Genomic DNA, 17,094 nt, shown 5'->3' with positions numbered 1-17,094 from the left:
TCCTGGTTGGTTGGGGCCTGCAGTGGGGCTCGCTGGCAAGGCGGACCGACGAAGACTGCGGTTCATTTCGATGCGGTGCAGCGCATATTCGAGGAGGTCCCAACGCCGCCAGCGGGCGCCAGGGCTGGGGCCAAACGATCACGATTCCTGTGGCGAGGCACTAGCCACCACGTAGTAGTACCGGCTTGTGTACCGGACCGTCTTGACGACTCGATAGTGGTGTCTGAACCAGCCGCTGGCGGCCAATCGAGACTCCACAGGCGCCGCTCCGGGCAACGATAGCAGGCGGCCATCGGGGGCGACCCGGGGTCTCGAGGTCGAATGCAGCACGACAACGTCGGGGTCTCGCTGCTGCAGGTATCCGACGTCGACGCGCTTGGAGAGGTGCCCACCGGGGCTGTGTGCGACGATGGGATCGGTCAGGCCGCCGAGATCGACGACCTCGATCCCGCTGGCGTAGCTCAAATAGCCCGCGTCCACCAAGGCCATGGTAGCCGCATTGTCTCGTAGCCAAAGGGCCAGAGGCCGTGCGACCGCCTCGCGTGTTTGCCCTGCCCGCCGGGCCTCAGGCAGCTGCAGCGACAGCTGCAGCGCGGGTAGCGCCAACGCGAGCAACAACATCGCCCTGCAGCTCCAATCACGCGTATCCGCGCCCCGAGCGCCCAACAGCGCGTACGCCGGCAGCAGGGGTGCGATCAGACGCTGGCCCGGCATCCAATCGCCACCCAGCAGGCCTATTGTGATCAGCTGAACCGCGATGGCCAATGCAAGTCCCCTCGAGAACGATGAAGTGGCGCCCGCCCGCCACGTCAAGCCCACACCACCGACTCCTGTGGTTAGCAGCAGCCCTAGCGTCACGTAGCGCAAGCCGCTCCCTAGCGTGCCCCCCTTGGCGTGGAAGCTCAGCGGAAGCGCCTCGCCGAACAGGAACAGCCGAAACGCCAGCAGCACGCACACACCGCCGAGCGCCACAAGCGTAGCCCGCACGCCGGCTGCGAGGTCACGCCTCGTGAGCACAAGCAGAATGACAAGCCCTGCCGGGCCCAACTCAGGACGCAGCCACGCTAGCGCTGCGAGCCACAGGCCTGCGAGCCAGCTGGCGCGACGGGCGACCAGCGCCAACGCCGCACAGGAAAAAAGCAGCACGGCCAGGCCCGTCTCCAAACCCGCAACCGACCAGATCCCCAGAGAGGATTGGCAGCCCACCAGCGCGGCGGCGACCCATCCGGAACAGCCGAGCATTTCCGCTCTGCGAACGACAAGGGCGGCGGCGCCGCCGGCGCACACCAGACCCAGACCCTTCGCGACGACAACGGGATCCGCTCCCATTTCGATCGCAGCAAGCTGCGGCAGGAGCCACAATGGCCCGGTGACCCCGTCGCTTGCTGACTGGCCGCTGAACGTGTAGCCCAACCCCGCAGCAATGCGTTGCGCGTAGCGGGCGCTGATAAAAGCATCGTCGACCGTATAGGGCCACGCGACGGCCCCTGTGCCGGTTACGGCAGCGGCCGCAGCCCAGGACCATGAGAAGCGAAGCCACGATAGCCGCTTCATGCCTTTCCGATCGTAGCGCAGGCCCACGACTGTGCCGCTACGCGCTGCTTGCGTGCTGCTTTGCAAGCTCCACGTCCGCCTGCACGGCAATGGGCAACCCGGCACGTCGCCATGGCAGCACGGAAAGCGAGCGCTGCGCAGGGACGAACGTGGTGCTCTTCACGGTATCGAGCAATCTTCCCATCGAGCTCGCGCCGCGGCTCCTCGCCGATAATCCTGAGCTCGATCTGGACTACGCTGATGCGATCCTGACTCGAGAACGTGGGGTTCTGAGCTTGGTCAGCGTGAGGATCGCAAGCCTGAGCGCCAGGCCCCCGGCCACGCTCAGGCTGAGCACACGCATGACGCTGCGAGACGGCCGCGCCATCACCCGCCGCTGGCACGCGCCGCTCCGGCGCAGGCTGCGTGCCGCTTTCGTGGTCGATTCCCTGCCGCGCTACGTGAACACGTGCGCCCAGCCTTGACACAACACCCCGGTGCAGCACAAAGGACGTCACCGTGTCCAGCGACTCGTCTCAGGAACCCCCCAGCCCCTACGCGGGTGGATCGCTCGCTCCGCGCCAAGTGGCTTCGGCCGCTAGCCTGTATGCGCTCATGGCCTTGTTGTCCATCTTGTGGGGATGGCAGCAGGGCCGTCCCAACCTCTTACACCACCCGACCCCGGCGTTCACCCTCAGCGACTCCGTAGGAATCGCGGCGTCGCTCCTTGCCGCGATCACCTTGACCGGGATAACGATTCTGGGCAACGCTTGGTTTGCTCGTTTCACGAAATGGGGCGCACGGCTTCAACGAGAGTTCCGCCACCTCATTGGCCCCCTGGCCCGGAGCCATGTGTCGCTTCTGGCTATCACGTCCGCAGTAGGCGAGGAGCTGCTGTTTCGCGGTGCCATGCAACCGGTGCTCGGTCTGTGGCTCACGTCTGCGCTGTTCGGCGTCCTGCACGGAGGCCTGTCGCGACGCCTTTGGCCATGGGCCGTATGGGCCGGTGCCATGGGCCTGGTGCTCGGGGCCATGTACGAGGCGCTGGGCACGCTGATCGCCCCGCTGTTGGCCCATGCGAGCATCAATTACGCCAGTATGAGGAAGCTCCAAAGCACCTATACGCGTCGTTAGGGGTGGGCAAAAGTACGTGATCTATCTACTTGTAGTTGAGTGTCGTGACGATGAGTTCCAATTGCTTGACGCCCTACCAGGTGCCTCGTAGGCTGCTTTTTGGAGTGCTTCTTTTTTGCACCGCTTAGGCGCCAGGTGACGGAGTCTTCCGACCAAGACATCAAGACCCGTGTTACCACGCTCGATGAGCTACGGTTCTCGCAAAGCAAGGGCGATGACTGGCTGGTGGTGATCTATTCGCCCAAGCGGCGCGAGCTCGGCAAGCGTTACTTGCTACGCAAGGGCCACACCGCAATCGGGCGCGAACAGGACAACGATATCGTTCTCGAAAACGACAGCGTGTCGCGCCGACATTGTCGCATTGAGCGCGATGGTGAAACGCTGGTTCTACTCGATCTGCAGTCGACCAACGGTACCTTCGTCAACGATGACACCGAACCGATTGCTAGAATCGAGTTGAAGCGTGGCGATCAGGTGAAGATCGGAAACACCATCTTCAAGTATCTGTGCGGTTCCGATGTAGAGTCTCAGTATCATGAAACCATCTACCGCATGACGATCACCGACGGTCTCACCACCGTGCACAACAAGCGCTTTCTGTCCGAGGTCCTCGAACGCGAGATACCTCGAGCTCACCGGCACGGCCGGCAACTGTCGCTGCTGATGATCGATATCGATCACTTCAAGGAGATCAACGATACCTACGGCCATCTGGCGGGCGACGCCGTGCTCAGGGATCTGGCGCTGTTGATCAAGGGCCGCTTACGACCGGACGATGTCTTGGGTCGTTACGGTGGTGAAGAATTCGCCGCCGTCCTGCCGGAGACGGGAGCCGACGGTGCGGGTCGCATCAGTGAAGAGCTGCGTCGTATGGTCGAGGAACACAGCTTTACGCAGGACCGGGAAGAGATCTCGGTGACGGTCTCCATCGGCGTCGCGCAACTGCGCAAGGGGTGGCAGGGCGAGCAGCTGTTCCGTGCAGCCGACGAAATGCTGTACGCCGCCAAACGCGAGGGCCGCAACCGTGTGCGTTCCGCAGCCACCCGCTCGAGCTAGAACTCGCGGCGGATGCGCAAGAGCTCCGACAAATCGTAGCGCAATCTGAGCGCCGCGAGCTCCGGATCGAGCAGCAGGTCCTCGTCGCGCACCGAACCCTGGCGGTACTGTTCGCGCAACTCTTTCCACCAGCGCTCCATATCGGAGTGGCCGGGAGGAATGCTCGGGCGAATGGCCCGAGGCTCGGGAAGCGTCTCCATGCTAAACACCGCCTTGCGCACCGCGGTGATCTGGGTGCGGTCCTCCTCGCCAGCGGCTTGCCGTGCCAGCTGATCAAACACCATCAACCAATCATCCCGCTGCGGCGAGGCGGCTGCTATCCTCGCAATGACATCCGAGACCCGACACGGCGTGGTTTCGCGATCACGCCAGCGCGGTTGCGGAGCAGGCGCCGCCAGACGAGCCGCGGACTCCAGCGCCTCCGCCTCACGGCCCAGCAGCACCGCAAGCTTCAGGGCCTCCCAATCGCACCAAGGCAAGCAGGGCACGCAGCGCGCCGCCTCGAGATAGCTCCCCATCGCGCGCTCGGGCTCCCCTGCTCGCCGCAGCGCGTGGGCCACAGTGGCGTGCGCCGTGGCCACGTCAGGCTCGATTTGGGCGTGCCGCTCACCTTGCTTCAGATACCTGTGCAGGCCGAACGGCTCACCGTAGTCCGGCGCGGACCACTCGCTGACGCAGTGGCGACACCAACCGTCGAACGTGCGATACACCAGCCGCACGTCGCCGGTAGCGAGGTAGTAGTCCACGATCGGCCAGGTATCGGCCACAGGGCCCCCGCTGCGATCAAAGGCGAGCAACCCCCCGTCCTCGTTGCGGTAAAAGGGCAGAAGCAGATTCGGATCATCGGGCGAGGTCCTGAAGTGCTTTGCCAGGGTGGCCAGCGCATGAGCAATGTTTGGCCACAGTCGGGGACCCGCACTGAGCAGCTGGCCACTCGGCAGCAGGCCGCCATCAAAGCGAAGCAGTACCTGCCGCAGGTCGTCCGGGAAAGGCGATCCCACGCCGTGCTCCACAACTTGCAGCTCCGCGGCCAGTGCCGGGGCATTGGTCCACAGTCCTGGGAAGCGCGGGTGGTCTTCGAGCCATCGTAGGAAGTCGCCAACACCCTGGTGCATGGATGGGCCAGAGGGTAGCATCGAAGCTCGCTGCGCCCCCCAACTTTCTGGCGAACGCGGGCGGATGCGCCTACCTTTGAGCCATCCGATGCTTCTGCGTTGCGCTCCCCAAGTCTTGTTCCTGCTGCTCGCGAGTGTCACGGCCACCGCCAGCGGATACCAGGGGGACGCGGACGAACGGCAGCCACCGGCGACTTCCGCGAACACCGGCGCTCCGGAGCTCTTGAACCCAAGTCCTGACGTGCTGCTGCGGTCCATTCAGCAAGCGGTGGTTCGACTGGGAGTCGCACCGGCGGCACTCAGCTCGGATGCGCCCGATGGCTCCGTCCCTGCGCCGACGAAACCTCTACGGCTTGGGTGGGTGAGGGGCCTGGCGCGACCCGACCTGCCGGCGCGCTGGGATGACCGCGTGATACAGTATTTATATCATTTTCGCCACGATGCACGGGGGCGACTCAACGTTAGGAGCTGGCTGAAGCGCGCGCAGCGCTACAGCTCGATGATACGCAGGGTCATGCGTGAACATGGCTTGCCAGAAGACCTCATGTACGTGGCCATGGTCGAGAGCGGCTTCGAGCCGCTGGCACGCTCGGCCGCAGGAGCGGTTGGCATGTGGCAGTTCATGGCGCCGACGGCGCGCGAGTACGGCCTGCGAAAGGACCGCTGGGTCGACCAGCGCTTGGACCCCGAACGCGCCACGGAGGCTGCCGCACGCTATCTCGCCGAATTGCACGCGCGGGTAGGCTCGTGGGAGCTCGCCCTGGCGGCCTACAACATGGGCTACAGTGCCTTGCACCGCGCCATCCGCAAGTACAACTCGAACGACTTTTGGCTGCTGACTCGAATGGAGGCGGGACTCCCGGTGGAGAGCGCTGCCTACGTCGCCAAGGTCGTGGCGTGTGCCATCGTGGGAAGAAACCGCAAGGCATTTGGCGTCGACGCAGTCCGGCCGGCCTCGATCCCGCGGCTGGCCATCGTCGAGGTGCCTGGCGGACGAAGCCTTGCCCCACTGGCCCGAGCCGCCGGAATGGACCTGACAGCGCTGCTGCGCCTGAACCGCGAGCTAGTGCGTGGCCGCATACCGCCGGAGGCACGAACCTATGCGCTCCGGATACCCGCCGATCGAGTGGCACGTTTCCGCAAGGCTCGGGCCCGCCGGGGCCCGCACACCGCATCGCATGCCACCCACGTGATGCGCTTCGGTGAGTCGCTTGCCGACGTCGCGTACCGCTACCGCACGAGCCAGGGAGCGCTGCGGAAACTCAACGGTCTCGAGGAGGTCGACCGTATCGGTCCGGGTTTTACGCTGCTCGTACCAGACGTAAAACCAAGGGCGGCCAAGAGCCGCGAGCGTCCGATCGCCGCCGTGCCGGCGCAGCAGTTCCGCTACCCCAACCGGCGCCACGTGTTCTACCAGGTGCAGTCGGGTGACCGCTGCGAGCGCATCGCCTCCTTCTTTGGCGTAACCGTAGACGAGCTGCTGCGTTGGAACGCCATCGACCCTTCAGCGGCTCTGCACAAGGGCATGGTAATCCAGTTGTTCGTTCCGCGCTCGGTGGATCTCGGGCTTGCCGTCGTACACGAGCCCTCGAAGGTGATCCGCATGGTCTTGGGAAGCGACGAGTTTTTCGATTACCACGAGGCACAGCGCGGCCGGGTGCGCATGCGCTACCTGGTCAAGGAAGGCGACACCTTTGGGGCCGTAGCGCGCCGCTTCGACCTGTCGCCCGGATCCCTGGCGCGCATCAACCGCATGAGTCGGCGCACGAAGCTCGAGACCAACCAAGAACTGATCGTCTACCTGCCGAAGGAGCTCGCTTCCCAGCTCGCCGTGGCCAAGCGCGACCAGCGTGAGTCCGCCACCACGAGCGAGAAGGTTGCCAGCACCGCCAAGGCAGTCCGGCGCTGATGGTTCCCATCGCAAGCGCGCTCGAGACGGTCATGACCGCCTGCTCGACACGCGGCATCGTGCGCGTACCCCTGCTCGACGCGCTGGGCCGGGTGCTCGCCGAAGACGTCGCCTCGACATGCGATTTGCCCCCATTCGACAACAGCGCAATGGACGGCTTTGCACTGCGAGCTGCAGACGCTGCCGAGCCTGGTTCGATTCTGCCGGTGTCGGGTGAGAGCCGCGCCGGTGGTCCGGAGCCCGCGCCTCTGAGCCCCAAGACGGCCCGGCGCATCTTCACCGGAGCGCCGCTGCCCGCAGGAGCCGACAGCGTCGTGATGCAGGAGCACACCGAATCGGTTGGAGACGGTGTACGTCTCCTGCAAGCCGTTCGGTTCGGGGCCAACGTGCGGGCCCGAGGCAGCGATCTCGTCCGGCACGAGCGCGCCGTGGCGGCAGGTCAGGTGCTAGGGCCCGGCGAACTAGGCATGTTGTCGGCGCAAGACCGCGCGGTGATCAGCGTGTATCGGCGCCCGCGCGTCGCCATTGTCACGACAGGTGACGAGCTCCGCGATCTCGGCGCTGCGGGCACGCCCACTTCCATCGTAAACAGCAACGCCTATTCGCTCGCAGCACAAGTGCGCGAAGCAGGCGGCGTCGCGCAAGTACTGCCCTCGGTGACAGACAACCTGTCCAGCGTGCTCGAGGCGGTTCGCGCCGGCCTCGAGCTCGATGTCTTGATCACCTCCGGTGGGGCTTCTGTCGGTCAGTACGATATCGTTAGGGAGGCCTTGTGCCGGGCCAACATAACCATCCGCTTCCACAAGGTGGCGATGAAGCCAGGCAAGCCCGTGATATTCGGCCTGGCATCCAAGACCCTGGTGTTTGGTTTGCCCGGAAACCCCGTGAGCTCGCTGGTAGCTTTCGAGATCTTCGTGCGACCCGCACTGCGCCGCATCCTGGGCGACCGTACACCTTATCGCGTGACCTCGCTGGCACGCGTCACCGGGAGCTACCAACGCTCGCGAGGGCGCACCGAGCTCGCGCGTGCAGCGCTACGCCACAGAGACGGCACGCTCGAGGCCACCCTGCACTGCAAGCAGGGATCGGGCTCGTTGGCTTCCTTGGTCGCGCTGGACGGCCTCGTCATCATCCCGCCGGAGCTGACTTCGCTCGAAGCAGGCACGACGCTGCCCGCCTTGCTGCTGCGAAGCAGCGGAGCAAGCGACCCGCCACCTTTCTAGCCAGCATCGGTGCAACCGTTCAGGCCCAGGAAGTTGGGGTTTTCGGGCGTTTTTCTGGGCGAGTGCGCCCGCAAGACCGCACCGCATGCCCAGGCTCATGCTCGCAAGCATGAGCCTTCCGCCCCACGCCGGGCATAAAGAAGGCAGGATGACCTGACCGCCCGAGCGAAGGCGAGGCTGGATGGAGCAATCAGCATCCAAGACGATCATTGTGACCCTGTTGTGGGGCATAGCTTCGCCGGCAGCCGCGGAGATCGTAGGCGGCGATCCCGTGCCGGTTTGTGGCTTCCCCACCGTCGTCGACGTAGACCGGGGTTGCACGGGCACGCTGGTGCACCCCAGGGTGATCTCAACCGCCCAACATTGTGGCAAACCGACTGCGGTCGGTTTTGGCCAGACCCGCGCCGGGGCACCGCATAGCGTCCGCGTCGGCCGCTGCGTGGGCACGGGTAGCAGCGACTCGCAGCTGTGCGAGTTGATGCGAGAGGTCACAGAGATTCCTGTCACACCCGTCTTGTTCGGCTGCGAAGTCGACCGTTACCTGAAGGTCGATCAACCCGTCGTCATCGCAGGCTTTGGCAACACCTCCAATCTGAGCGGTGGGGGAACCAAGCGCTGGGCCAATCAGCGCATCACGACAGTGGAAGCCAAGCGCATCATTGTTGGCGACGCCGGCGTACCGCCCTCACCGTGTCGAGGGGATTCCGGGGGTCCGGTGTTCACAAGGGTGGAGGACGGGACATGGCGCGTGCTTGGCACGCTCACCGGTGGCACCACGGGCATCCCTTGCAACTCGGCTGCGGACTTCAAGCGCATTGACGCGGTGGTCGCCAACTTCGAGCAGGACACAGGAATCGACATCACGCCTTGCTTTGACGCGCAGAGCGGCCAGTGGAGCCCGACCAAGGACTGCGGCGGCTTCTTTGCCGGCAGCGACAAGGGCATGGGCACGTGGAGCAACTGGTGCCAAAACACAGCTCGCGGCGGCCCGAGCAGCATCTGCGGAGCGCCCTTTGGGGGCCCCGGCGTTGCGGGCCAGGGCGGCGCGGGCACACAGGGCGGCGCGGGTATCGGCGGTATGGGCGCGGCGGGCTACGACGGCACGCCAGGCGTGGCGGGCTTGGGCGGGGGCAACACCACGGGCGCCGCAGGGATGGCCGGTACTGGGACGCTTGCAGGCATGGGTGCGCCCGCGGGGACGTCCGCGGCCGCCGGCTCGCCTGTACCCGCTGCAATGGCGGGCACCATGGGTACGATGCCCGGCGCGACAGGCGGCGGGATACCGGCACCTGCACCCCAGCTGCCGCCGACGGCCGGACCCAGGCCGGCCGCCACGGCGCCGGACGGCGGCTGCTCGTGTAGCTTGGCGGCGCGGGCGTCGAGCGCGCCGGGCGCGTGGTCGCTTGCGGTGGCGCTCGCGTTCCTCGCGACGCGCTCAAGGCGGCGCCGCACCCGGGTTGCCGCGCGAGGCCAAGGGACGATGACAGAATAACGCGATCGGTTGCGGCCGTGCACGGCGGCACGCTCGCGCCCTGCTCGCGCCCGCAGCCGCAGCGCTTGTTTGACCCTTCGCCTAAAGACGGCGATCGGCGTGCACGACAATCCCCTGCTCGTCGGCTAGCAGCACGGTACGGTCGAGCAGGATGGCCCCCTGAGGTTGTGACATCTCCACTGGGATCGCCACGGTAGCGGGGTTCCATCCGCCTACCAGGTCCACGACCTCCGCTGTTTGGCTGCTGCCCGACAGGCCGAACCCACCCGCGACCAGCACGATATCCCGGTCCAGCTTCACCACGGCTGCGCCGGCGCGCGCCGGCTCGATGGTGGACGGCTCGATGCCCGTGGCCCGCTCTTCGAGCCGATCTCTGCCCAACTCGAAAAGCCAGAGTCTGGAGGCGAACTTCTCGCATGGCTGACGCCTCCGGTCGAGGTAGCGCCCCTCGCTGAAGAAGCAGTCGATGCGTTTCTGACCTCCCGCCACGAGCACGTGGGCCCTGGAGGGCGACACCACCGCGGGTGCCAGCAAGCCGCGGAAGTGAGGGTCCGGAGGGACCTGTAGCTCAGTCAAGTTGACCCACTGTTGCTGCAGGGGCTGCTCTCGCGGATCGGTCCGTGCGCCCGGATGGGGGCTCGGATCAAAGCTGACCAAGTAGGGGCTCATTCGCTCCGACGCGGGCAGGCCCGGCAGGATGTCCGCTCGCGTACCCGTATAGCCGCCCACCAGGACCACCCGTTCCACGGGTTCGGCTCCGGGCACCGTTTCTGGATCCACCCACAAACCCACCCCGGTGGCGTCGCTCAACGGCCAACGCAGCCGGCCCAACGGTTGAGTAGTGAGCTCCTGACCATGCAGTTCGAGCCGCGTCACGGTAGCAGCTGCCGCCAACGCGGCCACCGGGCCTGCCAGACCGACCGAGCGCTGGTCCGGCATGCCCCCCACCACGACTGCGGAACGGCCAGACGGCAGGGCCACCAAGGCAGCGCCCCGAGCGTGGGTCGCAGGCAGCGTGACTGGTGGACCGACCTGGCGTGCGTCCTGGTCATAAGCCCGCGCCAGGGCGGCGTCCGAATGCGGATCGGGATGGACCGCCAGCAGATAGGCCTCCCGGATCCGCACGTCGTCCCGGGGTTGCGGCACGAGTGCGGTCCAGGTAGCTCCCTGCAGTGCGGGATCGGCTGGTAGAGCCTCGGTCAGCAGCGCGGCCCCGGTGACAGCCCCGTGAGCCTGATACCGCCACAGCGCGCCCTCAGCGGTTGCGATAAGCGCCCCGTCCTGCGTGGCGATCATGCCCTGCACCTGGGCGCCAAGGGGCTGGCGGCCAACCGGCAGGGCATACAGACCCTCTGGGATCACCAAGACATGGGGAGCGATCGTGGCAACGCCGTCGTTTACGTCGAACGGGAACGAGCGCCCGGTGGCTCGGAGCTCACCGTCCTTGAAGACTTCCACTCGCAGCGAATGGCCAAGCAAGGAGCCCTTGAAGGGTCCGAGCCCAAAGCTCGTCGCCGAAGAGGGAAACTCCTCGCAGTGCGGCTTCACACAGTCGTCGCTCGCCACGCCGATGGGCATCACAGCCAGACCGCGGTGCTCGAGTCGCACCCGCACCGTGTCGCTATTGCTCGGATCGAACGGGTCACGATCCGGAGCGTGGGGATCGACCGCAGTCACGATCCGGAAAGCCACGAATACCCCTTCTTGCGACCCGCAGCCATGGTTGACCATGACCGGCAGGCCGAGGAGCAGCGCGCGCGACGCTGCCACCCTCAACCCCCGTAGCACGCGGTTGGCCCTGTGGTGTAACCCGAACAAGTATCCTCAAGAATACGCTGCTCCCCATGGGAAGACCACTGCGCAGTGGCCCATGGCTCCATCAGGGTCCTGGCCTCGACCCGCCGATACAGGTCGCAGAACTCGCTCACGAACGAACGTCGCAAGCAGGATCCGGTGACCCGGCTTGAAGGCGACCTGACCCGCTTTGAGGCTTGGCCTCTTTCGCGTCCCTAAACGACGGCGCCGACCCGGGTTCCGGATCGGCGCGGCCACATAGTAGTTGCGGGGGCCGGATTTGCGACCCGCCTTGAAGGCGACCTGACCCGCTTTGCGACCCGCCTTGAAGGCGACCTGACCCGCTTTGAGGCTTGGCCTCTTTCGCGTCCCTAAACGACGGCGCCGACCCGGGTTCCGGATCGGCGCGGCCACATAGTAGTTGCGGGGGCCGGATTTGAACCGACGACCTTCGGGTTATGAGCCCGACGAGCTACCAGGCTGCTCCACCCCGCGGCAGACCGGGCAGTTTAGTCAGGGACCCGGCGCTGTCAACGTCGTGGTGGTCGCTTGCGGTTGCGTGGGCCAGGAGCGGACGCGCTTTGAACCCGGCGCCTGCGGCGTGGCTCGGAGGGCAGCTCGACTGAGGACGTCTCTCGACGGCCGTGTTGTTTCGAAGCGGGACGTGGGCGCTGGGTTGCTGAGGGGGAGCTCGTCTCGACGTCGCTTGCAGTCCTCGCCTGTCTTGTCTTGGCCCTGCGGCTTGGATTCAAATAGTCGCGCTTGAGGCGATCGAGCTCCTTGCCGGACAGGGGTCGGTGCTGGCCGGGTCGCAGGCCTTCGACCGTGATACCGGCGAACTCGGTGCGCGATAGACGCACGACGCGCTGGCCTGCGGCTTCGACCATGCGGTGTATCTGGCGGTTCTTTCCCTCCCGCAAGGTGAGCTGCAGCCAGGTGCTGTCGCGCTCCTCGCGAAGCACGTAGACGTCGGCCTTGCGGGTCTTGTAGCCGTCGTCGAGCACGATGCCGTTGCTGAGCAGTGCCAGGGTCCGTTCGTCCACCGCGCCACGCACTTTGGCCACGTAGGTCTTGGGCACGGCTCGGCGTGGGTGAAGCAGGGCCTGTGCCAGCTCGCCGTCGTTGGTAAGCAGCAGGGCGCCGCTCGTGTGGTAGTCGAGACGGCCGACCGGAAAGACGCGTTCCCGGATCCCCCGGAGCAGGTCGGCGATGCTCTCGCGACCCTCGGGGTCGTCCAGCGTGGCGACCACGGCGCGCGGCTTGTTGAGCACGTAGTAGATGGGCTTGCCGGCGGTCAGCCGCCTCCCATCGAGCTCCACACGATCGCTCTGCAGGTCGGCCTTCGCGCCTAGTTCGCGCACCACCCGGCCGTTGACCCGTACACGACCCGCGACAACAAGGTCTTCGCAGGCGCGCCGAGAAGCCACGCCCGCTCGCGCGAGCAGTTTCTGGAGGCGTTCCGCGGCCACAGCGCCGCTTCAGTCCCCTGACCGCTGGTCATGGAGCCCTCCCGCTGGCCTGCGGCACCGGTGGCGGCGTCGATCGCGTTCGCTGATTCGTCGGGCCGGCAGGTGAACGCCTCTCTACCCTTCCGCCTTGCCGGCGGCCGTTTGGGAGGCCTCAGAGCCCTCGGTGCCCTCGCCCTCCCCTCGAGCCTCCCTGGGCTCGTCCTGCTGCAGCTCCTCCTGCCGCTTCTTGGCCGAGCGCAATGTATCATCGCGATCCCAGCGATCGACCTTGCCGTCGCCGTCCAGGTCGGTGCCCATCCGGATGGTGCGACCCTCTTCGTAGTACTCCCAGCGGTCGGGACGCCAGGTGCGGGCCGTGCTGCGACCTTTCAGGTCCCTCTCGCCACGTAACGCTTCGCCGTCATCATAGAAGACTTTGGTGTCTATCACTCCGTTGCCATCGCCGTCGATCTCCTTGCGCACGACTTGGCCTTCCTGGCACACCGTGATCTGATCCATCTTGCCGTCGAAGTTGCGGTCCGACTCTTCTCGCAACGGTCGCCCCTCGTCGTCGTAAAAACGCAACACGTCTTTGACGCCATCGGCGTTGAGGTCGCTCTCGCGGCACACGAGCACAAGCCGTGTCAGGGGTGGGGTGCCCAGGCGCTTGAATACCTTGCGCACGTCGGGCACATCATCTCCCGATGTGTCGTACTCGCTGGCCTCCATGGCGGCGCCCTGTGCGTCGCAGAGCCTGCGCCGCTCGGACTCGGTCGACCCCTGAGTCGTTCCTGCCACAGGTATCGCCCGCCCGCGCGACACGACCTTGCGCTTCTCGGGCTTGGTGTCCGCCTGGACACCCGCCCCCGCAGCGCCCCCACCGCATGCGGCGAGCGCGATAGCTAGGGCGCAAAGGCGTCCGAACAACATGGCGCTGCCAGATCGGCTTCGAGGCGCACAAAGCGCGAGGCGGGCCGTGCGCGCTCTCATGCAGGCTCCCTGGGGGTCTCGGGAGAAGTTGTCGGCGCGGGCGCGCCGTCCTGCGGCGAAGCCGGCGGTTGCGGCGAAGCCGGCGGTTGCGGCGAAGCGGCCGGTGCGGGCGGCGATTGGGGCGCTTGGACGGCCGCGGACGCACGTGGAGGCCGCGCCTGCTCGGACTTCCTCGTGGTCGTGGGCAGCGCAACGCCGGTGCAAGAAAGCGGCTTGAGCGCCTCCTCGTCGGAGCTCACGCCGAGTTTCTCATCGCGATCCGGTCGGCCGTCGCCATCGGTGTCCCGCTGAGTCTGCACGCGCACGCCCTGCCTGAACAACTCCCAGCGCTCTGGTCGCCCATCGTTGTTGTCATCGAAGCTCGCTTGCGCGAGCACACCGCCACGATAGCTCTCCCACGTGTCAGCGCGGCCGGTACCGTGACGATCCCGTTCCAGTCGCCCTACGTAGGGGCCTTGGCACCACACCCACGTGTCCACCAGCTGGTCGAAATTCGTGTCGAACTCTTTGCGTACCAGTTTTCCATGCTGATGGAACGAAGCCTGGTCGACGCGACCGTCAAAATCGAAGTCCAGCTGCTCGCGCTCAACCGTTCCGTCGCCTGCAAAGAAGCGCGTAATGTCAGGACGGCCATCGTGGTTGATGTCGATCTCGCTGCAGTGCGGGCGCCTGCCCCGAAACACGCGGCGGATGTCGGGTTGACCGTCGGAGTTCACGTCGATTGCCTCGTCTCGATCGCCGCGACAGCGGTCGCGCGCAAGCCGTGTGGACTCGCGAGCCTGCGACTTGCCAGCCGCTTCGTCACCAAGCCCCGCGCTGGTGCTGGCTCCACCGCAGGCAAACGGCCCTGCAGCGAGCAAAAACGGGAGGCCCCCCAACCAAGCTGGTCGCATGATCTGCCCTGTCCTTGTGCGAATCCTGGACATTTACCCAAACCCTAGAATACTTGCAGCCCGCGACTGCCCGCAAGCTGGATGAGCGGCGGCCGGGCATGGCATGGCCCATCTGATTGAATTTGCTTGTCTTTTGCGGTGCGATGGACTCGGCGGGTGGCGGGTGGGGGCGATTGACAATATATGTTGTGACATGTACCTTCACAGCCATCCACAGAACGCTGCGAGAAAATGGCGTGCTCACATGGCGCGTAAGAAAATCTCAACAACAATCTACATCACCGCCGAGCAGAACGAGCAGCTCAAGCTGCTTCACGAGCGCACCAAGGTCCCGGTCGCAGTCTACATACGCGAGGGCATCGACCTGGTGCTCAAGCTCCATGAGCACCAGCTCCCAGGGCAGTTGTCGCTGGAGCCGGAGAAGTAGCTCCGACCAATCAAGACCCCCGTGGCGAGGTACTAGAGGTTTCGGCACGCTGACAAGCTGAAGGATGTCGATCATCCTTCGGCTCTCGGTCCAAGTTGCCGCAACGCGCGTCTGCGGCTCCGCGGGTACGCCCCGGGGGTCGCGCTCGACGCCAACCTCAGGCAAGCAGACGCGCTCATGACCATCGATCCTTCACACATCCGCAACTTCTCGATCATCGCTCACATCGACCATGGCAAGAGCACGCTGGCCGACCGTATCCTGGAACTCACCGGGGCCCTGAGCGAACGCCAGCGGACCGATCAGTTCCTCGACAAGATGGAGCTCGAGCGCGAGCGCGGCATTACCATCAAGGCTCAGGCCGTGCGCCTCGCCTATCGGGACCGCGCAGGCCAGCACTACCAGCTCAACCTGATCGATACGCCGGGTCACGTCGATTTCAGCTACGAAGTGTCCCGCTCGCTGGCTGCCTGCGAGGGGGCGCTGCTGGTAGTGGACGCGAGCCAGGGCGTCGAAGCGCAGACGCTCGCGAACGTGTACCTCGCGCTGCAGAACGAACTTACGATCATCCCTGTATTCAACAAGATCGACCTGCCCAGCGCGGATGTGGAGCGTACTCGACGCGAGGTGGAAGATGTCGTGGGGCTGGACTGCGGCGACGCCATCGCGGCCAGCGCCAAAGACGGCACCGGAATAGACGAGATCCTCGAGGCAGTGGTGCGTCGCGTCCCCCCTCCCCGCGGACACGCACACGACCCCCTCAGGGCCCTCGTCATCGACAGCTGGTACGACAGCTACCGGGGCGCCGTGGTCTTGGTGCGCGTCGTCGACGGGACCCTCAAAAAGGGCGAGAAGATCCGGATGATCGCTGCCCGGGCCGACTACGAGGTCAACGAGATCGGGGTATTCGCGCCCTTCCCCAAGGCCGCAACGCACCTGGGTCCCGGCGAGGTCGGCTTCTTCGCCGCCAGCATCAAGTCGGTCCACGACACCCGCATCGGGGACACCATCACGCACGCTCGAAGACCTGCGGCCGAAGCGCTGGCAGGCTTCGAGGAGGTCAAGCCCATGGTGTTCGCGGGGATCTTCCCGACCGACAGCGACCAATACGGCGACCTCCGGGACGCGCTGGAGCGCCTTCACCTCAACGACAGCGCTTTCCAATACGAGCCGGACAGCTCCACCGCGTTGGGATTGGGATTCCGCTGCGGGTTCCTGGGACTGCTGCACATGGACGTCGTGCAGGAACGGCTGGAGCGCGAGTACCAGCTCGAGCTCGTGACAACCGCTCCCAGCGTGGTCTATCAGGTCACGACCAACGATGGGCGCGAGCTACGGATCGAGAACCCTTCACGCCTGCCAACCGGCGACAAGATCGCATCTATCGAGGAACCTTACTTCAAGGTATCGATCCTCGTCCCCGCCAAGTACGTGGGAGCTGTACTGAAGCTCTGCGAGGAGCGGCGGGGAGAGCAGAAGGGAATCCAGTACACCTCGCAGAACCGGGTCATGATCGTCTACGACCTGCCGCTCGCCGAGGTGCTGTTCGATTTTTACGATCGGCTCAAGTCGGCCACCCGCGGGTACGCGTCGATGGACTACGAGCTCGTCGGGTACCGGCACAACCCGCTCGTGCGCCTCGATCTGCTCATCAACGGTGAAGCAGTGGACGCCCTGAGCGCCATTGTTCACAAGGACCGTGCCTACGCCCTCGGCCGCCAGCTGACCGCCAAGCTACGAGAAATCGTGCCTCGCCAGCAGTTCGAGGTCGCCATTCAGGCCGCCATCGGTTCGCGCGTGATCGCACGCGAAACCGTCAACGCGATGCGCAAGGACGTGACTGCGAAATGCTACGGCGGAGACGTCACGCGCAAGCGCAAGTTGCTCGAGAAGCAGAAGCTAGGCAAGAAGCGAATGAAGAACGTGGGTCGCATAGAGATCCCTCAGGAGGCCTTCCACGCGATCTTGAAGGTAGATTGACCATGCTATTGCGTGCTCGGGCCCCGAGGGCCCGCGGAAGAGTGACTCGGGTGTTTCGGTGAGGACTGGGCGCCGCTGGCGAGGCTCGACGACGAGGAGC

General features: G+C 65.6%; 14 protein-coding genes, 1 tRNA gene and 1 pseudogene. 9 read left to right on the top strand and 7 right to left on the bottom strand.

The annotated features are described in order from the left end of the window. Nucleotides 1-138: 138 nt before the first annotated feature. Complete coding sequence (locus MJD61_06140; protein ID MCG8554854.1) at nucleotides 139-1,554, bottom strand: hypothetical protein; 1,416 nt, start codon at nucleotides 1,552-1,554, stop codon at nucleotides 139-141. A gap of 152 nt (nucleotides 1,555-1,706) precedes the next feature. Here MJD61_06140 and MJD61_06135 point away from each other — a divergent pair, with 152 nt between their 5' ends. The 3 genes from MJD61_06135 (at nucleotide 1,707) to MJD61_06125 (ending at nucleotide 3,723) form a co-directional block, all read left to right on the top strand. Further along, nucleotides 1,707-2,018: a hypothetical protein gene (locus MJD61_06135; GenBank protein MCG8554853.1), complete on the top strand. Its 312-nt coding sequence runs from the start codon at nucleotides 1,707-1,709 to the stop codon at nucleotides 2,016-2,018. Between the two features lie 34 nt (nucleotides 2,019-2,052). Then, nucleotides 2,053-2,667, top strand: coding sequence for a CPBP family intramembrane metalloprotease (locus MJD61_06130; GenBank protein ID MCG8554852.1), 615 nt, complete (start codon nucleotides 2,053-2,055; stop codon nucleotides 2,665-2,667). Between the two features lie 135 nt (nucleotides 2,668-2,802). Beyond that, the gene (locus tag MJD61_06125) at nucleotides 2,803-3,723 is read left to right on the top strand and encodes a GGDEF domain-containing protein (GenBank protein ID MCG8554851.1); all 921 of its coding nucleotides are present in this window, start codon (nucleotides 2,803-2,805) and stop codon (nucleotides 3,721-3,723) included. Here MJD61_06125 and MJD61_06120 read toward each other — a convergent pair. Then, on the bottom strand, nucleotides 3,720-4,838 hold the full coding sequence (locus tag MJD61_06120) for an SMI1/KNR4 family protein (GenBank protein ID MCG8554850.1): 1,119 nt from the start codon (nucleotides 4,836-4,838) through the stop codon (nucleotides 3,720-3,722). The genes MJD61_06125 and MJD61_06120 overlap by 4 nt on opposite strands. Before the next feature lie 88 nt (nucleotides 4,839-4,926). Here MJD61_06120 and MJD61_06115 point away from each other — a divergent pair, with 88 nt between their 5' ends. The 4 genes and pseudogenes from MJD61_06115 (at nucleotide 4,927) to MJD61_06100 (ending at nucleotide 9,462) form a co-directional block, all read left to right on the top strand. Beyond that, a complete protein-coding gene (locus MJD61_06115; GenBank protein ID MCG8554849.1) occupies nucleotides 4,927-6,747 on the top strand; it encodes a transglycosylase SLT domain-containing protein in 1,821 nt (606 codons plus the stop codon). Next, on the top strand, nucleotides 6,747-7,970 hold the full coding sequence (locus MJD61_06110) for a molybdopterin molybdotransferase MoeA (GenBank protein MCG8554848.1): 1,224 nt from the start codon (nucleotides 6,747-6,749) through the stop codon (nucleotides 7,968-7,970). Before MJD61_06115 ends, MJD61_06110 begins: the two co-directional genes overlap by 1 nt. Nucleotides 7,971-8,151: 181 nt before the next feature. Beyond that, nucleotides 8,152-8,706 (top strand): annotated as a pseudogene (locus MJD61_06105) (S1 family peptidase). A 519-nt stretch (nucleotides 8,707-9,225) separates the two neighbouring features. After that, nucleotides 9,226-9,462 carry an MYXO-CTERM sorting domain-containing protein gene (locus MJD61_06100; protein ID MCG8554847.1) on the top strand — a complete coding sequence of 79 codons (237 nt, stop codon included), beginning with the start codon at nucleotides 9,226-9,228 and terminating at the stop codon, nucleotides 9,460-9,462. Between the two features lie 81 nt (nucleotides 9,463-9,543). Here the strand turns inward: MJD61_06100 and MJD61_06095 are convergent, their stop codons facing one another. The 5 genes from MJD61_06095 to MJD61_06075 all read right to left on the bottom strand — a co-directional run bounded on the left by MJD61_06095 (nucleotide 9,544) and on the right by MJD61_06075 (nucleotide 14,587). Further along, the gene (locus MJD61_06095; protein ID MCG8554846.1) at nucleotides 9,544-11,232 is read right to left on the bottom strand and encodes a hypothetical protein; all 1,689 of its coding nucleotides are present in this window, start codon (nucleotides 11,230-11,232) and stop codon (nucleotides 9,544-9,546) included. A gap of 445 nt (nucleotides 11,233-11,677) precedes the next feature. Further along, nucleotides 11,678-11,751: transfer RNA gene (locus MJD61_06090), tRNA-Met, on the bottom strand. 35 nt (nucleotides 11,752-11,786) lie between these two features. Further along, nucleotides 11,787-12,725: an rRNA pseudouridine synthase gene (locus tag MJD61_06085; protein ID MCG8554845.1), complete on the bottom strand. Its 939-nt coding sequence runs from the start codon at nucleotides 12,723-12,725 to the stop codon at nucleotides 11,787-11,789. Between the two features lie 114 nt (nucleotides 12,726-12,839). Beyond that, nucleotides 12,840-13,634 carry a hypothetical protein gene (locus MJD61_06080; GenBank protein MCG8554844.1) on the bottom strand — a complete coding sequence of 265 codons (795 nt, stop codon included), beginning with the start codon at nucleotides 13,632-13,634 and terminating at the stop codon, nucleotides 12,840-12,842. A gap of 56 nt (nucleotides 13,635-13,690) precedes the next feature. Continuing rightward, nucleotides 13,691-14,587, bottom strand: a complete 897-nt coding sequence (locus MJD61_06075) for a hypothetical protein (GenBank protein MCG8554843.1) — start codon at nucleotides 14,585-14,587, stop codon at nucleotides 13,691-13,693. 244 nt (nucleotides 14,588-14,831) lie between these two features. Between MJD61_06075 and MJD61_06070 the strand changes: the two genes are divergently transcribed. Both MJD61_06070 and lepA read left to right on the top strand, forming a co-directional pair. Beyond that, nucleotides 14,832-15,014, top strand: coding sequence for a ribbon-helix-helix domain-containing protein (locus tag MJD61_06070; protein MCG8554842.1), 183 nt, complete (start codon nucleotides 14,832-14,834; stop codon nucleotides 15,012-15,014). Nucleotides 15,015-15,191: 177 nt separating this feature from the next. Further along, on the top strand, nucleotides 15,192-16,994 hold the full coding sequence (gene lepA, locus MJD61_06065; GenBank protein MCG8554841.1) for a translation elongation factor 4: 1,803 nt from the start codon (nucleotides 15,192-15,194) through the stop codon (nucleotides 16,992-16,994). Nucleotides 16,995-17,094 lie beyond the last annotated feature (100 nt).

The organism is Pseudomonadota bacterium (assembly GCA_022361155.1).
In the GTDB taxonomy this organism is placed as follows: Bacteria; Myxococcota_A; Polyangia; order Polyangiales; family JAKSBK01; genus JAKSBK01.
Note: the sequence above shows the minus strand (reverse complement) of the source record. Positions and strands in the feature narration are given on the sequence as shown.